This window comes from Zoogloea sp. (assembly GCF_041914405.1).
Taxonomy (GTDB): Bacteria; Pseudomonadota; Gammaproteobacteria; order Burkholderiales; family Rhodocyclaceae; genus Zoogloea.
The window spans coordinates 73,576-90,565 of sequence record NZ_JAYSDK010000015.1 but is presented as its reverse complement, the minus strand read 5'-3'; the positions used below and the strand labels follow the sequence as shown (position 1 = coordinate 90,565).

General features: G+C 63.2%; 18 protein-coding genes. 12 read left to right on the top strand and 6 right to left on the bottom strand.

Annotated features, from left to right (window positions below; genetic code table 11):
* Positions 1 to 10: 10 nt before the first annotated feature.
* Entirely contained in the window at positions 11 to 457 is a 447-nt protein-coding gene (queD, locus tag ACE3RX_RS11315; protein WP_374483426.1) for a 6-carboxytetrahydropterin synthase QueD, read from the top strand.
* Positions 458 to 502: 45 nt separating this feature from the next.
* Here queD and ACE3RX_RS11310 read toward each other — a convergent pair whose 3' ends face one another.
* Positions 503 to 1,201, bottom strand: coding sequence for a fumarylacetoacetate hydrolase family protein (locus ACE3RX_RS11310; protein ID WP_374483424.1), 699 nt, complete (start codon positions 1,199 to 1,201; stop codon positions 503 to 505).
* 146 nt (positions 1,202 to 1,347) lie between these two features.
* Between ACE3RX_RS11310 and ACE3RX_RS11305 the strand changes: the two genes are divergently transcribed.
* The 9 genes from ACE3RX_RS11305 (at position 1,348) to ACE3RX_RS11265 (ending at position 10,051) form a co-directional block, all read left to right on the top strand.
* Positions 1,348 to 1,926, top strand: a complete 579-nt coding sequence (locus ACE3RX_RS11305) for a DJ-1/PfpI family protein (protein ID WP_374483422.1) — start codon at positions 1,348 to 1,350, stop codon at positions 1,924 to 1,926.
* 80 nt (positions 1,927 to 2,006) lie between these two features.
* Complete coding sequence (locus ACE3RX_RS11300) at positions 2,007 to 2,363, top strand: ribbon-helix-helix domain-containing protein (RefSeq protein WP_374483419.1); 357 nt, start codon at positions 2,007 to 2,009, stop codon at positions 2,361 to 2,363.
* 12 nt (positions 2,364 to 2,375) lie between these two features.
* Positions 2,376 to 3,080: a glutathione binding-like protein gene (locus ACE3RX_RS11295; RefSeq protein ID WP_374483417.1), complete on the top strand. Its 705-nt coding sequence runs from the start codon at positions 2,376 to 2,378 to the stop codon at positions 3,078 to 3,080.
* A gap of 116 nt (positions 3,081 to 3,196) precedes the next feature.
* Entirely contained in the window at positions 3,197 to 5,032 is a 1,836-nt protein-coding gene (locus ACE3RX_RS11290) for a DEAD/DEAH box helicase (RefSeq protein ID WP_374483414.1), read from the top strand.
* Between the two features lie 336 nt (positions 5,033 to 5,368).
* Positions 5,369 to 5,995: a DUF47 domain-containing protein gene (locus tag ACE3RX_RS11285; protein ID WP_374483412.1), complete on the top strand. Its 627-nt coding sequence runs from the start codon at positions 5,369 to 5,371 to the stop codon at positions 5,993 to 5,995.
* 8 nt (positions 5,996 to 6,003) lie between these two features.
* Entirely contained in the window at positions 6,004 to 7,014 is a 1,011-nt protein-coding gene (locus tag ACE3RX_RS11280; protein ID WP_374483410.1) for an anion permease, read from the top strand.
* 76 nt (positions 7,015 to 7,090) lie between these two features.
* The gene (locus ACE3RX_RS11275; protein WP_374483408.1) at positions 7,091 to 7,330 is read left to right on the top strand and encodes a hypothetical protein; all 240 of its coding nucleotides are present in this window, start codon (positions 7,091 to 7,093) and stop codon (positions 7,328 to 7,330) included.
* A gap of 236 nt (positions 7,331 to 7,566) precedes the next feature.
* A complete protein-coding gene (locus tag ACE3RX_RS11270) occupies positions 7,567 to 8,622 on the top strand; it encodes a DUF1615 domain-containing protein (protein WP_374483406.1) in 1,056 nt (351 codons plus the stop codon).
* Between the two features lie 133 nt (positions 8,623 to 8,755).
* A complete protein-coding gene (locus tag ACE3RX_RS11265; protein ID WP_374483403.1) occupies positions 8,756 to 10,051 on the top strand; it encodes an acetyl-CoA hydrolase/transferase family protein in 1,296 nt (431 codons plus the stop codon).
* Between the two features lie 112 nt (positions 10,052 to 10,163).
* On the opposite strand, the gene ACE3RX_RS11260 is transcribed toward ACE3RX_RS11265, so the two are convergent.
* Positions 10,164 to 11,009, bottom strand: a complete 846-nt coding sequence (locus ACE3RX_RS11260; protein ID WP_374483401.1) for a 23S rRNA (adenine(2030)-N(6))-methyltransferase RlmJ — start codon at positions 11,007 to 11,009, stop codon at positions 10,164 to 10,166.
* 80 nt (positions 11,010 to 11,089) lie between these two features.
* Entirely contained in the window at positions 11,090 to 11,446 is a 357-nt protein-coding gene (locus ACE3RX_RS11255) for a nucleotide pyrophosphohydrolase (protein WP_374483399.1), read from the bottom strand.
* 240 nt (positions 11,447 to 11,686) lie between these two features.
* Between ACE3RX_RS11255 and ACE3RX_RS11250 the strand changes: the two genes are divergently transcribed.
* Positions 11,687 to 12,217, top strand: a complete 531-nt coding sequence (locus ACE3RX_RS11250) for a gamma carbonic anhydrase family protein (RefSeq protein WP_374483397.1) — start codon at positions 11,687 to 11,689, stop codon at positions 12,215 to 12,217.
* Between the two features lie 33 nt (positions 12,218 to 12,250).
* On the opposite strand, the gene ACE3RX_RS11245 is transcribed toward ACE3RX_RS11250, so the two are convergent.
* A complete protein-coding gene (locus tag ACE3RX_RS11245) occupies positions 12,251 to 13,102 on the bottom strand; it encodes an endonuclease/exonuclease/phosphatase family protein (RefSeq protein WP_374483464.1) in 852 nt (283 codons plus the stop codon).
* Positions 13,103 to 13,359: 257 nt separating this feature from the next.
* Between ACE3RX_RS11245 and ACE3RX_RS11240 the strand changes: the two genes are divergently transcribed.
* Positions 13,360 to 14,211: an HDOD domain-containing protein gene (locus tag ACE3RX_RS11240; protein WP_374483395.1), complete on the top strand. Its 852-nt coding sequence runs from the start codon at positions 13,360 to 13,362 to the stop codon at positions 14,209 to 14,211.
* A 138-nt stretch (positions 14,212 to 14,349) separates the two neighbouring features.
* Here ACE3RX_RS11240 and ACE3RX_RS11235 read toward each other — a convergent pair whose 3' ends face one another.
* Both ACE3RX_RS11235 and ACE3RX_RS11230 read right to left on the bottom strand, forming a co-directional pair.
* Positions 14,350 to 15,561: a carbohydrate porin gene (locus ACE3RX_RS11235; protein ID WP_374483393.1), complete on the bottom strand. Its 1,212-nt coding sequence runs from the start codon at positions 15,559 to 15,561 to the stop codon at positions 14,350 to 14,352.
* Between the two features lie 284 nt (positions 15,562 to 15,845).
* Complete coding sequence (locus ACE3RX_RS11230) at positions 15,846 to 16,988, bottom strand: M14-type cytosolic carboxypeptidase (RefSeq protein ID WP_374483391.1); 1,143 nt, start codon at positions 16,986 to 16,988, stop codon at positions 15,846 to 15,848.
* Positions 16,989 to 16,990: the final 2 nt, after the last annotated feature.

The following is a 16,990-nucleotide window of genomic DNA, read 5'->3' as shown; positions in this document are numbered from 1 at the left end:
GGTGCTCCCCATGCGTATCACGCGCCGCCTGGAATTCGACGCGGGCCACCGCATCCCCGACCACGCCAGCCAATGCCGTCACCTGCACGGCCATCGCTACGGACTGGAGATCACCTTATCTGGCGAGATCATCCAGGCCGCCGGCACGCCCGTTAACGGCATGGTGATGGACTTTGCCGATGTGAAGGCCATCGCCAAACAGCACATCGTCGATATCTGGGATCACGCCTTCCTGGCCTATCGCCACGACACAGCGGTGGTGGACTTCCTGCAGAGCATGCCCGGCCACAAGACAGTGATTCTCGACGTAGTGCCAACCGCCGAGAACCTAGCCGCCGAGGCCTTTCGCATCCTCGATCCCCTCTACCGGGACAGCTACGGCAACCACCTGCGCCTCGAGAGAGTACGTCTGTTCGAGACCCCCAACTGCTGGGCCGACGCATTGCGCTCCGAGTAAGTCCAAGCAAGGCGGCGCCAGACAGCGTCGCCTTGCCCATTCCGGCTAGACGATCCGCACCGCCAGGCTGCCGACGCCCTCTACCCCGGCCTCGATGAGATCGCCAGCCACAACGGGGCCGACACCTTCCGGCGTGCCCGTGAAGATGAGATCGCCCGGCTCCAGCCGGAAGTACGTGGACAGGTTGGAGATGATCTCCGCCATCGACCAGATCATGTCCGACACGTCACCGCGCTGACGGGACTCGCCGTTCACGTTCAGCCACACCTCGCCCTTGCCGGGATGCCCCACGACGGACGCCGGCACCAGCGGGGAAATAGGCGCTGCCTGGTCGAAAGCCTTGCCGAGTTCCCACGGACGCCCCTTGTCGCGCAGCGCAAACTGCAGGTCGCGACGCGTCATGTCGAGCCCCGCCCCGTAACCCCACAAGTGGGACAAGGCCTCGTCCACGGGAATGTCCGCCCCGCCCTTGCCGATCGCCACGACGAGTTCGATCTCATGATGCAGATTGGCCGTCGCCCGTGGATAAGGCAGCTCGAGCGTTGCGCCCTGAGCCACCGGCACCACCGCATCAGCCGGCTTGCAGAAGAAGAACGGCGGCTCCCGCGTTGGGTCCGAGCCCATTTCACGGGCATGGGCGGCGTAGTTGCGCCCGACGCAATACACCCGGCGCACCGGGAAAGACGCATCCTTGCCGACCACCGGCACCGCCACCACTGGCGGCGGAACAATTACGAAATCCATCCAGTCAATCCTTTCCACGTGTTCATGTTGTCCGCATCAGATCACGATGCCGGACCGTATTCGGGGGCGCGGTAACCGGTTACCACCCGAAGCCCGTGATCCATCGACACACTTCCTGCACCCCACCCACCACCGAGGAGACTGGCATGCCCAAGAAAATCCTGATGATCTGCGGCGACTTCTGTGAAGACTACGAAACCATGGTGCCGTTCCAGGCGCTGCTCGCCGTCGGCCACACCGTGCACGCCGTATGCCCCGACAAGAAGGCCGGTGACACCATCGCCACCGCCATTCACGACTTCGAAGGCGATCAGACCTACACCGAGAAGCGGGGCCACAATTTTGCCTTGAATGCGACCTTTGCCGACATCCGCGCCGAAGATTACGACGCGCTGGTGGTGCCCGGCGGGCGCGGGCCGGAATACCTGCGCATGTATCCGGCCGTCGTCGAAGCGGTCCGTCACTTTTTCACCGCCAACAAGCCCGTTGCCGCCATCTGCCACGGTGCGCAGTTGCTGGCTGGGGCCCGTGTGCTCGAAGGACGGACCTGTTCCGCCTACCCGGCCTGCCGTGCCGAAGTGGAGCTCGCCGGCGGCACCTATGCCGACATCCCGGTAGACCAGGCCGTCACCGACGGCAACCTGGTGTCGGCCCCGGCCTGGCCGGCCCATCCAGCCTGGATCGCCCAGTTCCTGACGGTACTCGGCACGCGGATCAGCCACTGAGCCATCCCCTTCGGCGCGACGCCCCCACCCGGCCTAGAATGGCCTGGCGGGGGTGTTCCCGTTAACGGAGTCATCGCAGCATGTGCCAGATCTTCATCAACGCCGACCCCGACCTGTACGCCAGCCGCAGCCGCTCGATCCGCCTGCGCGGCGTCGCTACCAGCCTGCGCCTGGAAAATCTGTTCTGGAACGTCCTGGAAGAAATCGGCGAGCGGGACGGCCTCAGCGTGCCGCAACTTGTCGGCAAACTGTACGACGAACTCTCGACCAGCGGCCGGCTCGATGAACACGCGAACTTCAGCTCCTTTCTGCGGGTCTCTTGCATGCGTTACCTGCAGCTGCAGCTCAGCGGACGCATCCCCACCGACCCCGGCGTACCAATTCGTGCGCTCGATGCCGGCTGGGTCCTGCCTGACGAACGGCGGCCTTCCGCCTGAAAGAACCGCGAGATGATCAACCTTTACTACTGGACCACGCCCAACGGCCACAAAGTCACTCTGTTTCTGGAAGAGAGCGGCCTGCCCTACCGGATCCACCCAATCAACATCGGCAAAGGCGAGCAATTCCAGCCCGACTTCCTGCGGATCGCCCCGAACAACCGCATTCCCGCCATCGTCGACACGACGCCGGCGGATGGCGGCGAGCCGATCTCCATCTTCGAGTCCGGCGCCATCCTGCTCTACCTCGCCGAGAAGACCGGCCAGTTCCTGTCTGCCCACACACGTACCCGCATCTACACGCTGCAATGGCTGTTCTGGCAGATGGGTGGCCTCGGGCCAATGGCCGGGCAGAACCACCACTTCGTGCAGTACGCACCCCAACCGATTCCTTACGCCATCGAACGCTACGTCAAGGAAACCGCCCGCCTCTATGCCGTCCTCGACAAACAGCTGCATGGCCGCAACTTCATTGCCGGCAACAACTACTCGATTGCCGACATGGCCTGCTATCCGTGGATCGTCCCCCACGAACGCCAGGGGCAACGCCTCGAGGATTTCCCAAACCTGCAGCGCTGGTTCGAGTCCATCCGGCAGCGCCCAGCCACCATTCGCGCCTATGCGCTCGCCGAAGGCATCAACAAGTCCCCGACGGTGGATGAAGAATCGAGAAAGATTCTTTTTGGCCAAGATGCTAGAACTGTAAACAAAGCGTGATGGGGCGACGGCACGGCCGGGTGCGCTTCCGGTAAAATCGCGGTTTACTCTGAAGCCGCTTCTTTTTTCCGGGCCCAAGACCGCTTCACCCATCACCCGGCCCGCGTCCCGCTCCCATGACCGCTTCCATCGAACGCTTCGACCAGCTCGACCTCCAGGCCCCGATTCTCGAGGCCCTGGCCGAGATCGGCTACGAAACCCCCTCCCCCATTCAGGCCGCCTGCATCCCGCACCTGCTCGCAGGTCACGACATCCTCGGCGAAGCCCAGACCGGCACCGGCAAGACAGCCGCCTTTGCGCTGCCCGCCCTAGACCGCGTCGACATCGGCAAGCGCAGCCCGCAAGTGCTGGTACTCGCCCCGACCCGCGAACTCGCCATCCAGGTGGCCGAAGCCTTCCAGCGCTACGCCAGCAAGATGCCGGGCTTCCACGTGCTGCCGATCTACGGCGGCCAGAGCATGGTTGTCCAGCTCCGCCAGCTGCAGCGCGGCGCCCACGTAGTGGTCGGCACCCCCGGCCGCGTGATGGACCACATCGAGCGCAAGAGCCTCAACCTCGACGGCCTGACCACGCTGGTCCTCGACGAAGCCGACGAGATGCTGCGCATGGGCTTCATCGACGACGTGGAGTGGATCCTCGAGCACACGCCCGCCGAGCGCCAGACCGCTCTGTTCTCGGCCACCATGCCGGACGCCATCCGCCGGGTTGCTCACCGCTACCTGCGCGACCCGAAGGAAGTGAAGATCAAGGCAGCCACTGCCACCGTCTCCACCATCCGCCAGCGCTTCCTGCAGATTGCCGGCGCCCACAAACTCGACGCGCTGACCCGCATCCTCGAGGTCGAGGACGACTTCGACGCCGCCATCGTCTTCGTACGCACCAAGACCGCCACTGTCGAACTGGCGGAGAAGCTGGAAGCCCGCGGTTACGCCGCCGCCTGCCTGAACGGCGACATGACCCAGCAACTGCGCGAGCGGGTCATCGAACAGCTCAAGAACGAAACCCTCGACATCGTCGTCGCCACCGACGTGGCCGCCCGCGGCATCGACGTGCCACGCGTCAGCCACGTCATCAACTACGACATCCCCTACGACACCGAAGCCTACGTGCACCGCATCGGCCGTACCGGCCGCGCCGGGCGCGCCGGCAACGCGATCCTCTTCGTCGCTCCGCGAGAGAATCACCTGCTGCGCCAGATCGAGCGCGCCACCCGCCAGCCGATCGAACTGCTCAAGCTGCCGAGCCGCGAAGCCGTCGCCGACAAGCGCGTCGCGGCCTTCCGGCAACAGGTTTCCGAGGTGCTGGAATCGGAGGATCTGAATTTCTTCCTCGACGTGATCGCCGGCATGGAAGAAAAGCACGACGCCAGCATCCACGAGATCGCCGCCGCACTGGCCTTCCTGGCCCAAAAGGACCGCCCGCTGCAGATGCCGGACACCGGCCGGCCCGACATTGCCCAGCTCGCCGCTGGCAAGCCCGAGCCCCGCGCGCCGCGCGACGCCCGCGAGCCGCGCGAGAATCGCGGCCAGATCCTCGAGCGACGTCGCGATTTCGCCGAAGGCCGGCTGGCCCGTTACCGCATCGACGTGGGTCGCGAGCACATGGCCTCGCCGAAGGACATCGTCGGCGCCATCGCCAACGAGGCCGGCATCGAGAGCCGCTTCATCGGCCAGATCAATCTCTTCGAGGACTACAGCACGGTCGAACTTCCGGCCGATCTGCCCAACGAAGTGATCCAGATCTTGCGCCGCGCACGGGTCCGTCAGCAGCCGCTCAACATCCGCCTGGCCAGCCCTGAGGAAGCCAGCCGCGAACGTGGCCGTCCGGGCCCCGGCGGCCGTGGCGCGCCGCCTAAAAAGCCCTTCCGCAAGGAAGGCTTCAACCGTGACGGCGGCAACAACTTCAATCGCGATGGCGGAGGCGGCTTCAAGGCACGCAAGCCGAAGCCCTGACCCATCCAGGCTTCATTCGAACCCAAGGCCATCGACGACCTCCCTAAGCGGCGCAAAGCAGCCCTCGTCGATGGCCCGGCCGACCTCGTGGACCATGATCTCCGGCGTCTTCGCGACCGGAACAACGCCCCGACAAGGACGCAAGCGTCAATTGCTCAAGAGGCATTTCGCTCCCCTGAACGTCCTATCCACAACAGATTTAACGGCCCCTACACAGCGAAAAGAAGCGCCGGCTTCCGTTGCATTCGCCCCACACTCTTGCAAACCGTCCTTCGTGAAGCCTGCAAGCGTCTGATAAAATGAAAAATTACCGTCATCACCTGGTAACAATCACACATGTTCGGACGCCTGCTGCCCCAAGAGGGGCGCTTTTTTGAACTCTTCAACAGCCACGCGGAACAGATCGTCCGCGGTGGTGAAGCCCTTGTCGCGCTGATGGAGGATCTCGACGGCGCGGAACAACACATCGCCAACATCGAGGCGATCGAACAAGCGGCGGACAAGATCACCCACGAGACCATTGCACAGCTTCACAAGAGCTTCATCACGCCGCTCGACCGCGACGAGATCCATGGTCTCATCAATGCCATGGATGACATCCTCGACACCGTCCAGGACGTCGCCGAGTGCACCACGCTTTATCACATCCAGCGCATCACCCCCGAAGCCCTGCAACTGGCCAACGTGAGCCTGTCCTGTTGCACGCGGGTCAAGATCGTCGTCGGCTTGATCGCCAATATGGACAACGCCAGTGCGATCCTGCAAACCTGCCAGGAGATCGACCGCCTCGAAACGGACGCCGACCGCATCATGCGCGGCGCCATGTCCAAGCTCTTCCGTGACGAGCGCGATGCACTGCAGGTCATGAAGCTCAAGGCTATCTACGAGCAGCTCGAATCCATCACCGATCGCTGCGAGGACGTCGCCAAGATCGTCGAAGGCATCGTGCTCGAAAACGCCTGAGCGCTTCCATGGAACACGTACAGATCGGCCTGTGGGTCATCGCAGGGCTCGTCATCGTCGCCCTGCTGTTCGATTTCATGAACGGCTTTCACGACGCCGCGAACGCCATCGCCACCGTCGTATCCACCGGCGTGCTCAAGCCCCATCAGGCCGTGGCCTGGGCCGCCACCTTCAATTTCATCGCGCTGTTCGTCTTCCAGCTGAAGGTGGCCAGTACCGTCGGTAAGGGCATCATCGATCCATCTGCGGTGGATCACTACCTGGTCTTCGGCGCCCTTGTCGGGGCCATCGCCTGGAACATCGTCACCTGGTACTACGGCATCCCGTCGAGTTCCTCCCATGCTCTCATCGGCGGCATCGTCGGCGCAGCCATCGCCAAGGCCGGCAACACCGACACCCTGATCGGCGCAGGCATCTGGAAGACCGTCTCCTTCATCATCATCTCGCCGCTGTTCGGCTACATACTCGGCTCGCTGATTCTCGTCATCGTCGCCTGGGTGTGCCGGAACAAGACGCAGCGCAGGGTGGACAAATGGTTCCGACGGCTACAGCTCGTCTCGGCGGGCCTGTACAGCCTCGGGCACGGTGGCAATGATGCGCAGAAGACGGTCGGCATCATCTGGATGCTCCTGATCGCCTCCGGCATGACGGCCCAGGGCGATCCGGTCCCGATGTGGGTCGTTGTCCTGTGTTACATGGCCATCGGCCTCGGCACCCTGTTCGGTGGCTGGCGTATCGTCAAGACCATGGGGCAGCGCATCACCAAGCTCAAGCCGGTGGGCGGTTTCTGTGCCGAGACCGGCGGCGCGATCACACTGTTCATTGCGACTGCAATGGGGGTCCCAGTGTCTACGACCCACACCATCACCGGGGCCATCGTCGGTGTCGGCTCTGTGCGCCGCACGGCCGCCGTGCGCTGGGGCGTCGCCGGCAACATCGTATGGGCCTGGATCCTGACCATTCCCTGCTCGGCACTCATCGCCGCCGGCGGCTACTGGCTAGGCCGCGGCCTGCTGTAAGCAGCGCAGTAACTTGACGGCCGCGAAGAGAAGTCCGATCCTCGCGGCCGTCAATACATTTGGCCCCGCCCAAATCATGCCCGCTCCCACCCTGAGACAGCAAAAGACCTTTGCCGCCATCCGCATCGTCGGTGGCTTCGCAGCAGCCACCGTGCTCGGCTACTCCTTCATCACCAACGTCCTGGCCGGCCAACCGGCGGAAGGCCCGGTACTCCTGACCGGCGTCATGGCACTGCTGGGCCTCGGCTACGCGGCCTACTACACCCGCAGCCTCGGGCGTATCGCCGCGGCCGAAAAGCAATCGCAACAACCGTGATCCGAGCGCCAGCCACGCTGGGAGGGCTGCTGACCAGCCTCATCCTGCTCGCCGGCTGTGCCACCAGCAACGCGCCGGTCGAATCCCGCCCCTCACCGAGACTTCCGCCCCCAACAGAGTCCCCTGCACAGGCACGACCACTCCCCGCCCCCGACCTGGCCCGCCCGACTCCGCAAACGTTACCCGCAGCCCCCCCGGCCGCACCGCCTCCTGTCGTGACGCGCGCGCCCCAGGCAGTGCCCCCCACCCCTGCGCCCTACCTTGGCGAGCGGGAAGGCCGCGCATTGGTAGCCCGCTTCATCCCTCCCGGAACCAAGGATCGCGACGGCTGGGCCGCCGACATCTTCACGGCTTTCTCGACGCTACGCATCCCTCCCACGCCGGACAACATCTGCGCCGCCATCGCGGTCATCGAGCAGGAGTCCAGCTTCCAGGCCGACCCTGTGGTACCCGGCTTGTCGAAAATTGTCTGGAAGGAGATCGATAGCCGGCGAGAGCGTGTGCACCTGCCCAAGCTGCTGGTCGACACCGCGTTCCTGAAGACATCCCCGGACGGCCGCAGCTACAAGGCACGAGTGGACGCACTGCGCACCGAGAAGCAGATGAACGCCCTCTTCGAGGACATGATCTCCGAACTGCCCAACGGCAAGTCGCTTCTCGGTGGCTACAACCCGGTGCGCACCGGTGGCCCGATGCAGGTCAGCGTGGCTTTTGCCGAGGAACAGGTGCGGGAGAAACCCTACCCCTATCCGCGCCCGGGCAGCGTGCGTTCCGAGGTGTTCACCCGCCGCGGAGGGGTCTATTTCGGCATCGCGATCCTGCTTGACTACCCGGCGCCCTACAGCAAGATCCTATATCGCTTTGCAGACTTCAACGCCGGCCGCTACAGCAGCCGCAACGCGGCGTTCCAGAATGCACTGGTCCGTCTGAGCGGGCAGCAGATGGCGCTCGACGGCGACCTGCTGCGCTACGTCGATGGCGCGCCATCGTCGGAGCCCAGCACCACGCAGACTGCCTTGCAGGCCCTCGCGGGACGGCTGGGCATGTCCCGCCCAGAAATACAGCGCGACCTGCGCCTTGAAAAGAGCTGGCAGTTCGCCCAGACCCAGCTGTACAACCGCGTCTTCAATCTGGCGGAAGCATCCAGCCCACGCCTGCCGCGGGAAATGCTGCCGATGATCGACCTCAAGAGCCCGAAGATCCAGCGCAAACTTACTACCGCCTGGTTTGCCGAGCGGGTGGATGGCCGCCACCGCACGTGCCTGGGACGCAATCCCTCGACTCTGCCCTGAGCAAACCTCACATACGCATTCCTTGATCCGGCCCATACGGAAAAGTACGGACCGGCTTTACAATCGAGTACAGCTTGGGCCGCGCCAGCGTGGTCTAATCTGAACTAAAACGATTACCAAGGGAGAAAAGTAGATGAGTTTCCAGGAGCAATACGCAGCCAAGCGCACCACTGCAGTCGAAGCGATTCGTCATGTGCACAATGGCGACACCATCGTCGTGCCGACCGCCGTCGCCGAACCGCCCGCCCTGCTTGGCGCACTGTCCGAGCACCGTCGCGACTTCCGCGACGTGAAGGTTTCGCAGATCCTCTCCGTACGCAAGTTCGGCTACCTCGACCCGACTACCGCAGAGCATGTCCGCCACGTTGCCTACTTCTTCAGCGGCGCCACCCGCCCTGGCTTCCGCGAAGGCGTCGTGGACTTCACGCCCAGCTACTTCTCGGAAATGCCACAGCTGATCGATCGCGGCCTGATGCCGGCAGAGGTCGTGTTCACGCAGGTTTCGCCGATGGACAAGCATGGCTACTTCTCGCTGGGCATCGCCGCTGACTACACGATGGCCGCGATCCGCAAGGCGCGTGCGGTGATTGTCGAGGTGAACCCGAACGTGCCGTATTCTTTCGGCAACTGCCACCTGCACATCTCCCAGGTCACCGCGCTGGTCGAAAACGAGGAGCCCATCCTGGAAGTCGGACTGCCGACCATCGGGCCTGTCCAGGAAGCCATCGGCAAGTACGTCGCCGACCTCATCGACGACGGCTCCACGCTGCAGATCGGCTACGGCGGCATTCCCGACGCGGTGGTAATGCAGTTGACCCACAAGCACGACCTGGGCATCCACACCGAGATGATCGGTGACGGCATCCTGACCCTCATCGAGGCCGGCGCGGTCACCAACCGCCGCAAGAACTACCTGCCCAACAAGATGGTCGCGACCTTCGCACTCGGCTCCAAAAAGCTCTACAACTGGATGGACCGCAACCCGATGTTCGAGATGCATCCGGTGGACTACACCAACGATCCCTACCTCGCCGGCCAGAACGACAACCTCATCGCCATCAACGCGACGCTGGAAATCGACTTCCTCGGCCAGTGCGGTTCCGAGAGTCTCGGCCCGATCCCCTACTCCGGTACCGGGGGCCAGTCTGACTTCGTGCGCGCGGCAAACCGCTCGAAGGGCGGCAAAGCCTTCATCGTGCTGCCTTCCACCGCCAAGGATGGAGCAATCTCCCGCATCGCGCCGACCCTCACGCCGGGCACTCACGTGTCCACCAGCAAGAACGACATCAACTACGTGGTCACCGAGTACGGCGTCGCGCAACTGCGCGGCAAGACGGCGAAGCAGCGTGCTCAGGCCCTGATCGGCATCGCCCACCCGGATTTCCGCGCCGAACTGACTACCGCAGCCAAGAAGATGCACCTGCTATAACGCACAAAAGGCCGTTCCGGTAAAACACCGGAACGGCCTTTCAGCAGATCTGACCTGCAGGCATCAACTAACCGCGAGTCAGCGTCCCCGGACGCCGTCTCGCGGTTTTCATTTAGGGGATCTCGTACTCCAGCTCGAACTTGGCACCATCATCCAGGCCCAGCACCTCGACCAGATAAGGCATCACTTTCTTCAGCATTTCCGGCAGGGTCCACGGCGGATTGATGACAAACAAGCCACTGCCATGCATTCCAAATCCGTCCTCGGAGGGCTTCTGTACATCCAGGCTCACATTCAGCCAGCTGTTGATCGGCAGGCGCTTGAGCTTGTCGGGCAGCTCCCGCGACTGCATGGACTGTAGCTTCGGATACCACACCACATAAGTACCCGTCGCAAAACGGCGCAGGCTCTCCTTCAGCATCGAGATCACCGTCCGATAGTCGGTCTTAACCTCATACGGGGGGTCGATCAGCACCAGCGCCCGACGGGTCGGCGGCGGCAGGAAGGCATTGATCCCCGTGAAGCCGTCCTGCTCGAGGACCAACGCCTTGTTCCCCATGTTTTCAACGGCCTGCTGAAGCAGCCGGCTATCGGCCGGGTGCAGCTCGAACAACCTCATCCGGTCATCCGGTCGCAACACTGCTGCCGCGCAGCAGGGCGAGCCGGGATAGAGGCGCAGACGGCCGTCCGTGTTCAGATCACGCACCACCTTCAGATACTCGCGCAGCTCCTTCGGCACATCCTTGCGACCAAGAAGGCGGGCAACCCCCTCCTCGTACTCCGCGTTCTTGCGGGCAAAAACCTCTTCCAAGGAATAACAACCCGCACCGGCATGGGTATCGATGTACCAGTAGGGCTTGTCCTTCTGGTTGAAGTATTCGAGCAACTGGACTAGCACGAAGTGCTTGAGCACATCGGCGTGGTTGCCGGCATGGAAGGCGTGGCGGTAACTCAGCATGTTGGGGACGCCCGACAACGGGAACAAAAGATCAGGGGGGCGATGCTAACACCTCGCCCGCCCCGCCGCCTCAACGGCGATCACTCCGGCGCATCGTACTTGCGGCGCGAGCCGCGAAAACGCTCAACCGGGTACTTAGCCGCATTTTTCGCCAGCTTGGCCCGAGTCGCAGCCTCAAGGTCAATACCGGCCCGATCCGCAATCAGCAGCAGATACAGCAGGACATCCGCGCATTCGTCCTCCAGCGCCTCCCGCCCGTACAGATCGGATGGCAAAGCCGCAATTTCATCGTCGCTCTTCCATTGGGTCAGCTCGAGCAGTTCGCCCGCCTCCAGATTGAGGGACACGATCAGATTGCGCAGCGAGTGAAACTGGGCCCACTCCCGCTCATCCCGAAAGGCACACACCAAGCCCCGCAATTCATCCAGATCAGCCATCCGACTCCCCCTTGATCCAGCCTTGAAACACCATTGAATCGCCACTCACACGCCCGCCAGGCGGGCCATTCCTGCCGCCCGGCATCTTTCGATGCAGCGCTAAGCCCTTATTTCGCCACGGGAAATGTATCAAAATACTACGCTTTCCCCTTGCGCTCGACTGTCACCCTGTTATTATGGCGCGCTCTTTGGCCGGCCATTCGGCGGCACGGCCGAGATTCAACTAAAACAGGAAAACACATGCCGATTTACCGCCTAGGAGAGCGCGCTCCACAACTGGAAGAGGGGGTCTGGATCGCAGAAAACGCCACCGTCATCGGTGACGTGCGGCTCGGCGCCAATGTCAACGTGTGGTTCGGCGCGATTCTGCGCGGGGACAATGACCCGATCACGGTCGGCGAAAATACCAATATCCAGGACGGCGCGGTGCTTCACACCGACGACGGCGTACCCCTCGATATCGCCCACGACGTCACGGTCGGCCACAAGGCCATGCTCCACGGCTGCAAGGTCGGGGAAGGCACGCTGATCGGCATCAACGCCGTCGTCCTCAACCGTGCCGTCATTGGCAAGCACTGTCTTATCGGCGCCAACTCCCTGATCCCCGAAGGCAAGGTCATCCCCGACCGCTCCCTGGTCTGCGGTTCGCCTGGACGGATCATCCGGGAACTGACCGATCACGAAATCAGCCGCCTGAAGGCCAGCGCCGACGGTTACGTGAAGAACGCACTCCGCTACCAAGCGGAACTGGTCGAACTCAAGGACGAATAAGGCCAGCCCGCGGAGCGCCGTGCCGCGGACTGCCTAGAACACAGTCAGCATCACCGGCTGGTGGTCGGACGCTGCGGTAGCCTGGTTGACCGCTACCGCATCGACCTTGTCCACCAGGTCGACACTGACAAAAAAGAAATCGCAGCAGTAAGGCCTGTCGGGCCACTCAGCGCCATTCAACCCGACGGTGCTCAAATGCGGGATTTCCCCGTAGCAGGCGGGCCAGGCATCGGCCCACTCGGGCCCAGCCTCTCCGGCAAGCGTCATGTGATAGTAGGCCTGACTGCCCGGCTCGCAATTGAAGTCGCCGCAGACGATCGCCGACAGCGGGCGGGGCCAGCTGCGGAAGGGCGAATCATCCTCTCTGTCGTCGCCGGCTTCAGCGCTTTCAACGACCTCCCTCACCCCGGCCTGCAGACCGCGCAAGGCATCGATCTGCGCCGTGCGCTGCAGTTCCGAGTAATACTCCAGATGCGTGTTGAGCACCCGCACCGGGCCAGCCGGCCCGCTTATCACGAGTTCCAGGCAGACCCTCTGCATACTCGGCACTCCCGCATCCAGCGGGCGCGGCAGGCTGTGGCGCAACACCTGTCCGACAGGGAGCCGTGACAGCGTGAGATTGCCGAACAGATTCCGCCCTCCGACCTCGTCCGGCACATCAACGCCAGCGGCGAAGTGCGCGCTGTAGCCCGGAAAGGCGGCGGCCAGCACCGCCACCTGATCCTGCGGCGCCGGCCCCTGCAGCCCAGCAAAGCCGACCGCTACCTCCTGCAGGCACAACACATCGAAGTCACCCAGCATGCGGATGGCCGAGATCGTGCGGGCGAGGTTCACCTCGCCATCAGCCCCCCGCCCCCACTGAATGTTCCAGCTCAATACCTTCATCGACAAACCTGTGTTCTCCATGATGCCCGCCCATTCTCAACAAACTCCCGGGTCGGTTTTCTGCAGGATAGCAAGGCTGCCGGCGCGCTTCTCTCCCTATCCTCGCTGCTCTGTGCTCAAATCCCGAAATGCGCTCAGGTGAGCAAGCAAAACAGGATTTATTTCACGGCAACGCTCTGGGTACAAAGCCAGCTGGCCTCTAAAGTGGCAAGCGTAGATGCCGTTAAACTTGCCGATTCCGTCATACCTCAAAGCCCATGAGCACCCCACAGGAACTCGTCGCCTGCGTCGAGAAGCTCGCCAGCCTGCCGGCGATCTATCACCGGATCCGAGACATCGTCGACGATCCGGACAGCTCGGTGCAGCAGCTGGCCGAAACCGTTTCCAGCGACGCGGCCGTCACTGCCCGCGTGCTCCGCATCGTCAACAGCGCCCTCTATGGCTTCCCAGGCAAGGTGGAAACGGTCGTTCGCGCGGTCAACTTGATGGGCATGCAGCAGATCCACGACCTCATCCTCAGCACGACGGTGATTTCAGCCCTGTCCTCAATCCAGCCGCCACACATGCCCTTGATGCGGTTCTGGAAGGGTTGCGTGTTCCGCGGCCTGGCGGCCCGCTCGGCAGCGCGGCAGCTGGGGGTCGGCGACCCTGAACGCTTGTTTATCGAAGGCCTGCTGGCCGACATCGGCCACCTGGTGATGTTCCAGGCCGTGCCCGACCTTTGCCGGGCTGCCTTTGAACAAGTGCATGAAAGCGGCCTGCCGCTGCACGAAGCCGAGCAATCCATCATCGGCTGCAACCATGCGGAGGTCGGCGCCGCACTGGCATCGGCATGGAACCTGCCCGCCAGCTTCGCAACGGTCATTGGCGCTCAGCTGATGCCAGCCCTGGGTGGCTCCCATGCCACCGAGGCCGCCCTGCTGCATGTCGCCAACCATGTGCTGGCGACCGAAGACCTGGATCACGCCGACGATGCCGCGCTGGCGCTGCTGGATCCGGTAGCGGCTGCGCGCCTCGACATGGACACGACGCAACTCGCCGCCATCCGCGCCCAAGCACGCAACGAATCGCCGGCAGTCATTGCGCTCTTCTTCCCGACTCAGCTCTGAGTCCGTCAGCGGCGCCCAGGCCAACGACAACCAGGCACGCAACCGCATGACCTACGCCACACGGGAGCGGCCCGCTATAGCCCGCCGGCCATGAGGCCAGCGGGGCGCCACAGGCATTTTTCCTAGCTGGTCCGGCTCCTAGAACTCCGCGTGAAAGCGCAGTGCAAAGAAATTTGCCGGCCCTCGGTCGGCGTTGTAACCCGGGTTCCACATGCGCTGCGCGTCCGCTGTCACATAGACGCTCTTCCAGAGATTGAGGCTGTAGTAGGCCTCGATGACCTGTTCCGGCTGATAGTTCAGACCGCCGTCGCCGAGGAAGAAGGATAGCCCCCCCGCTTCCAGATAGCGCCGACGATCCAGGGACAAGGCGTTGCGGGCATAGGCGACGCCTACAGTGTCAGCGGCCCGCCCCCAACGGCTGCCTTTCAGGGACAGGCCGGTTCCGATGGAGCTGTCGGTCTCGGTGAACGCAAAGGTCTCGCTGCGTCCGTCGGCCTTCATCGCACGCAGGAAAAAACCCAGATCTGCGGAGATCGCCTGTTCCAGGTTGATGCCCAGGCCGAACTTGATCTGGTCCCCATGGCGCACGGCCAGGATTGCCTGTGGATCCGCATCCGGATTGGCACGCAGATAAGCCAGCGCATCATCGAAACGGGCCAGCCGGGCCCGGTTTCGCCAGGCCAGCACGCGGAGTTTGCCGGGTTGGCCGTACAGCGTGTGGGCGCGCTCCACCTCTATCTGGTCGCCATAGTGTTTGCCGATGCGCGAATCGATGGGAAGCATGTTGGGCTCCTGCGGGCCGGTCATCCGGCCGATGCGCACAGCCCAGTCATCCTGATACCACTCGAGCGTATAACCCCAGCCGAAACCTCGTGCATCAGCGGCGTAGTCGTAGGCCAGCGGCGCCATGAAGGCAGCGTTCATGAAATGGACACGGGGGTCCTTGGCGTAGACGTTATCGTCAAAAACATCGAGCAACGAAAAATTACCGACAGTCAGCACCACCCGGTTCTTGTCCACGAAACCGGCCATCTGGTTCAGGTCGCCCTCTTGATGTTCCTGCTCACCGCCCAGCCCCCAGGTCTGGCGCAGGAACAGGCGCTGGCGGTACGACTTCGGACGGGAACCGGCGGTCCGCGTCAATTCCCCGTTCGTGAACGCAGCAGTACCCTCCAGGTTTGAAAACGGTCGTCCCTGGGTCTCTTCCCCGTTGAAGTACAGTTCGCCCCCCCTCCATGGTCGGAAGCCCAGGAAGGCTGTCGCCGTTGCCGTGTAGCTCTTGTCGTGGTCGGCGGTCAGACTGTTGCGGCCGCTGTAGTCCGCATGGAATGCCGGCTTGTTCTGCCACACATAAGTCGTCTGAAAACGTGCAGTCCACGTCTCGGTGTCTTGTGATTCAGCACTTGCTTGCCCTGGTGCAACCAGGCCGGCGAGCAGGCCGAGGGCCAATGCAGACAATGACCGGCGTCCCCTGCAGCGGGGGCCGGCGAAAGAATGGATACGCATAGGATTCAATCCGACAAGCGGTCGGAAACGGGACGTCGCCCGGCTCCGTGGGATGAAGGGTCGGTGGATTGTATGACTGTAATGTTACGGTTCATGGATCCGGCGCAAGGCACCGGCCCCACGCACGCTCAGTCCGTCAGATGGCCGAGGATGGGATTGAGCATGGCCGCGCCAAGGCGCTTGCTGCGCTCGCCGTTCCAGCCATTCAGACCATCAGGGAGGTTGGCATTGTCCTTGAACGGCATTTCCAGGGTCAGGGAGACGCAACCAAAGCTGTGGGCCACCCACTTCGAGGCCAGGCTCAGCAACTCGTCCTTGAAACGCCCGTTGAGATAGCCGTGCTCGGTCTGGAAATCCGGGCTCACCACCTGAAAACGCTCGACGAAACGCGCCTGGCGGCGCTTCTGCTCATCCGAGAAGCCTGGCACCTCCTCCGCGCTCGAGAAGAACACATAAGGCAGAGCCTCATCTCCGTGGATATCGAGGAACAGGTCGATGCCGCTCGCTTCCATCGCCTGGCGCACCAGCAATACCTCAGGGCTACGCTCGATACTCGGGTCGCGCCATTCGCGGTTGAGGTTGGCCCCGGCTGCATTGGTGCGCAGATTGCCGCGAATCGCCCCATCCGGATTCATGTTCGGCACGATGTACAGTACCGCATGTTCGCGGATCCGGCGGGCGACCGGATCCGCCGCGTCGAGCAGACGCTCCAGCAGACCTTCCACAAACCACTCCGCCATGCTCTCACCCGGATGCTGGCGCGCGATGATCCACACCGGCCTCTTGCCCGGCGCAGCACGGCCAACAGTGACCAGGTCCAGGTCGCGCCCATCCACCGTCGCCCCCAGGTTGCTCACCGATGCGAACGGCGACATTTCGACCTGCCCCAGCAGGTCCAGGTGGCGCTCGTGGGAATACGGCTCGAAGTACGCGTAGTAGACGCTGTTGCGTTCGGGCTTATGCTCGACGATCAACTGCCCGTTTTCGTAACGGGTCGAGCTGATGCGGAACCAGTGGCGGCGGTCGTAGGAGGCCACGCAGCGGTAATCCAGCCAACCGTCCGGGTAAGCCGCGTCGGCAGCGTTCTCGAACACCATCCGCACATCCTGCCCGGCCGCGCCGTGCAGGCGGAAATGGAACCATTGGCGGAAGGCCCCTTCGCCCGTCACGCCCTGGTCGGCACGCAGGCGCAGGCGGATGTCGTCGGGTCGCTCCACGGACAGCGCCTCGATGGCGCCGGAATCGAAATTGCTGCTGATTCTGAGAGTCATGA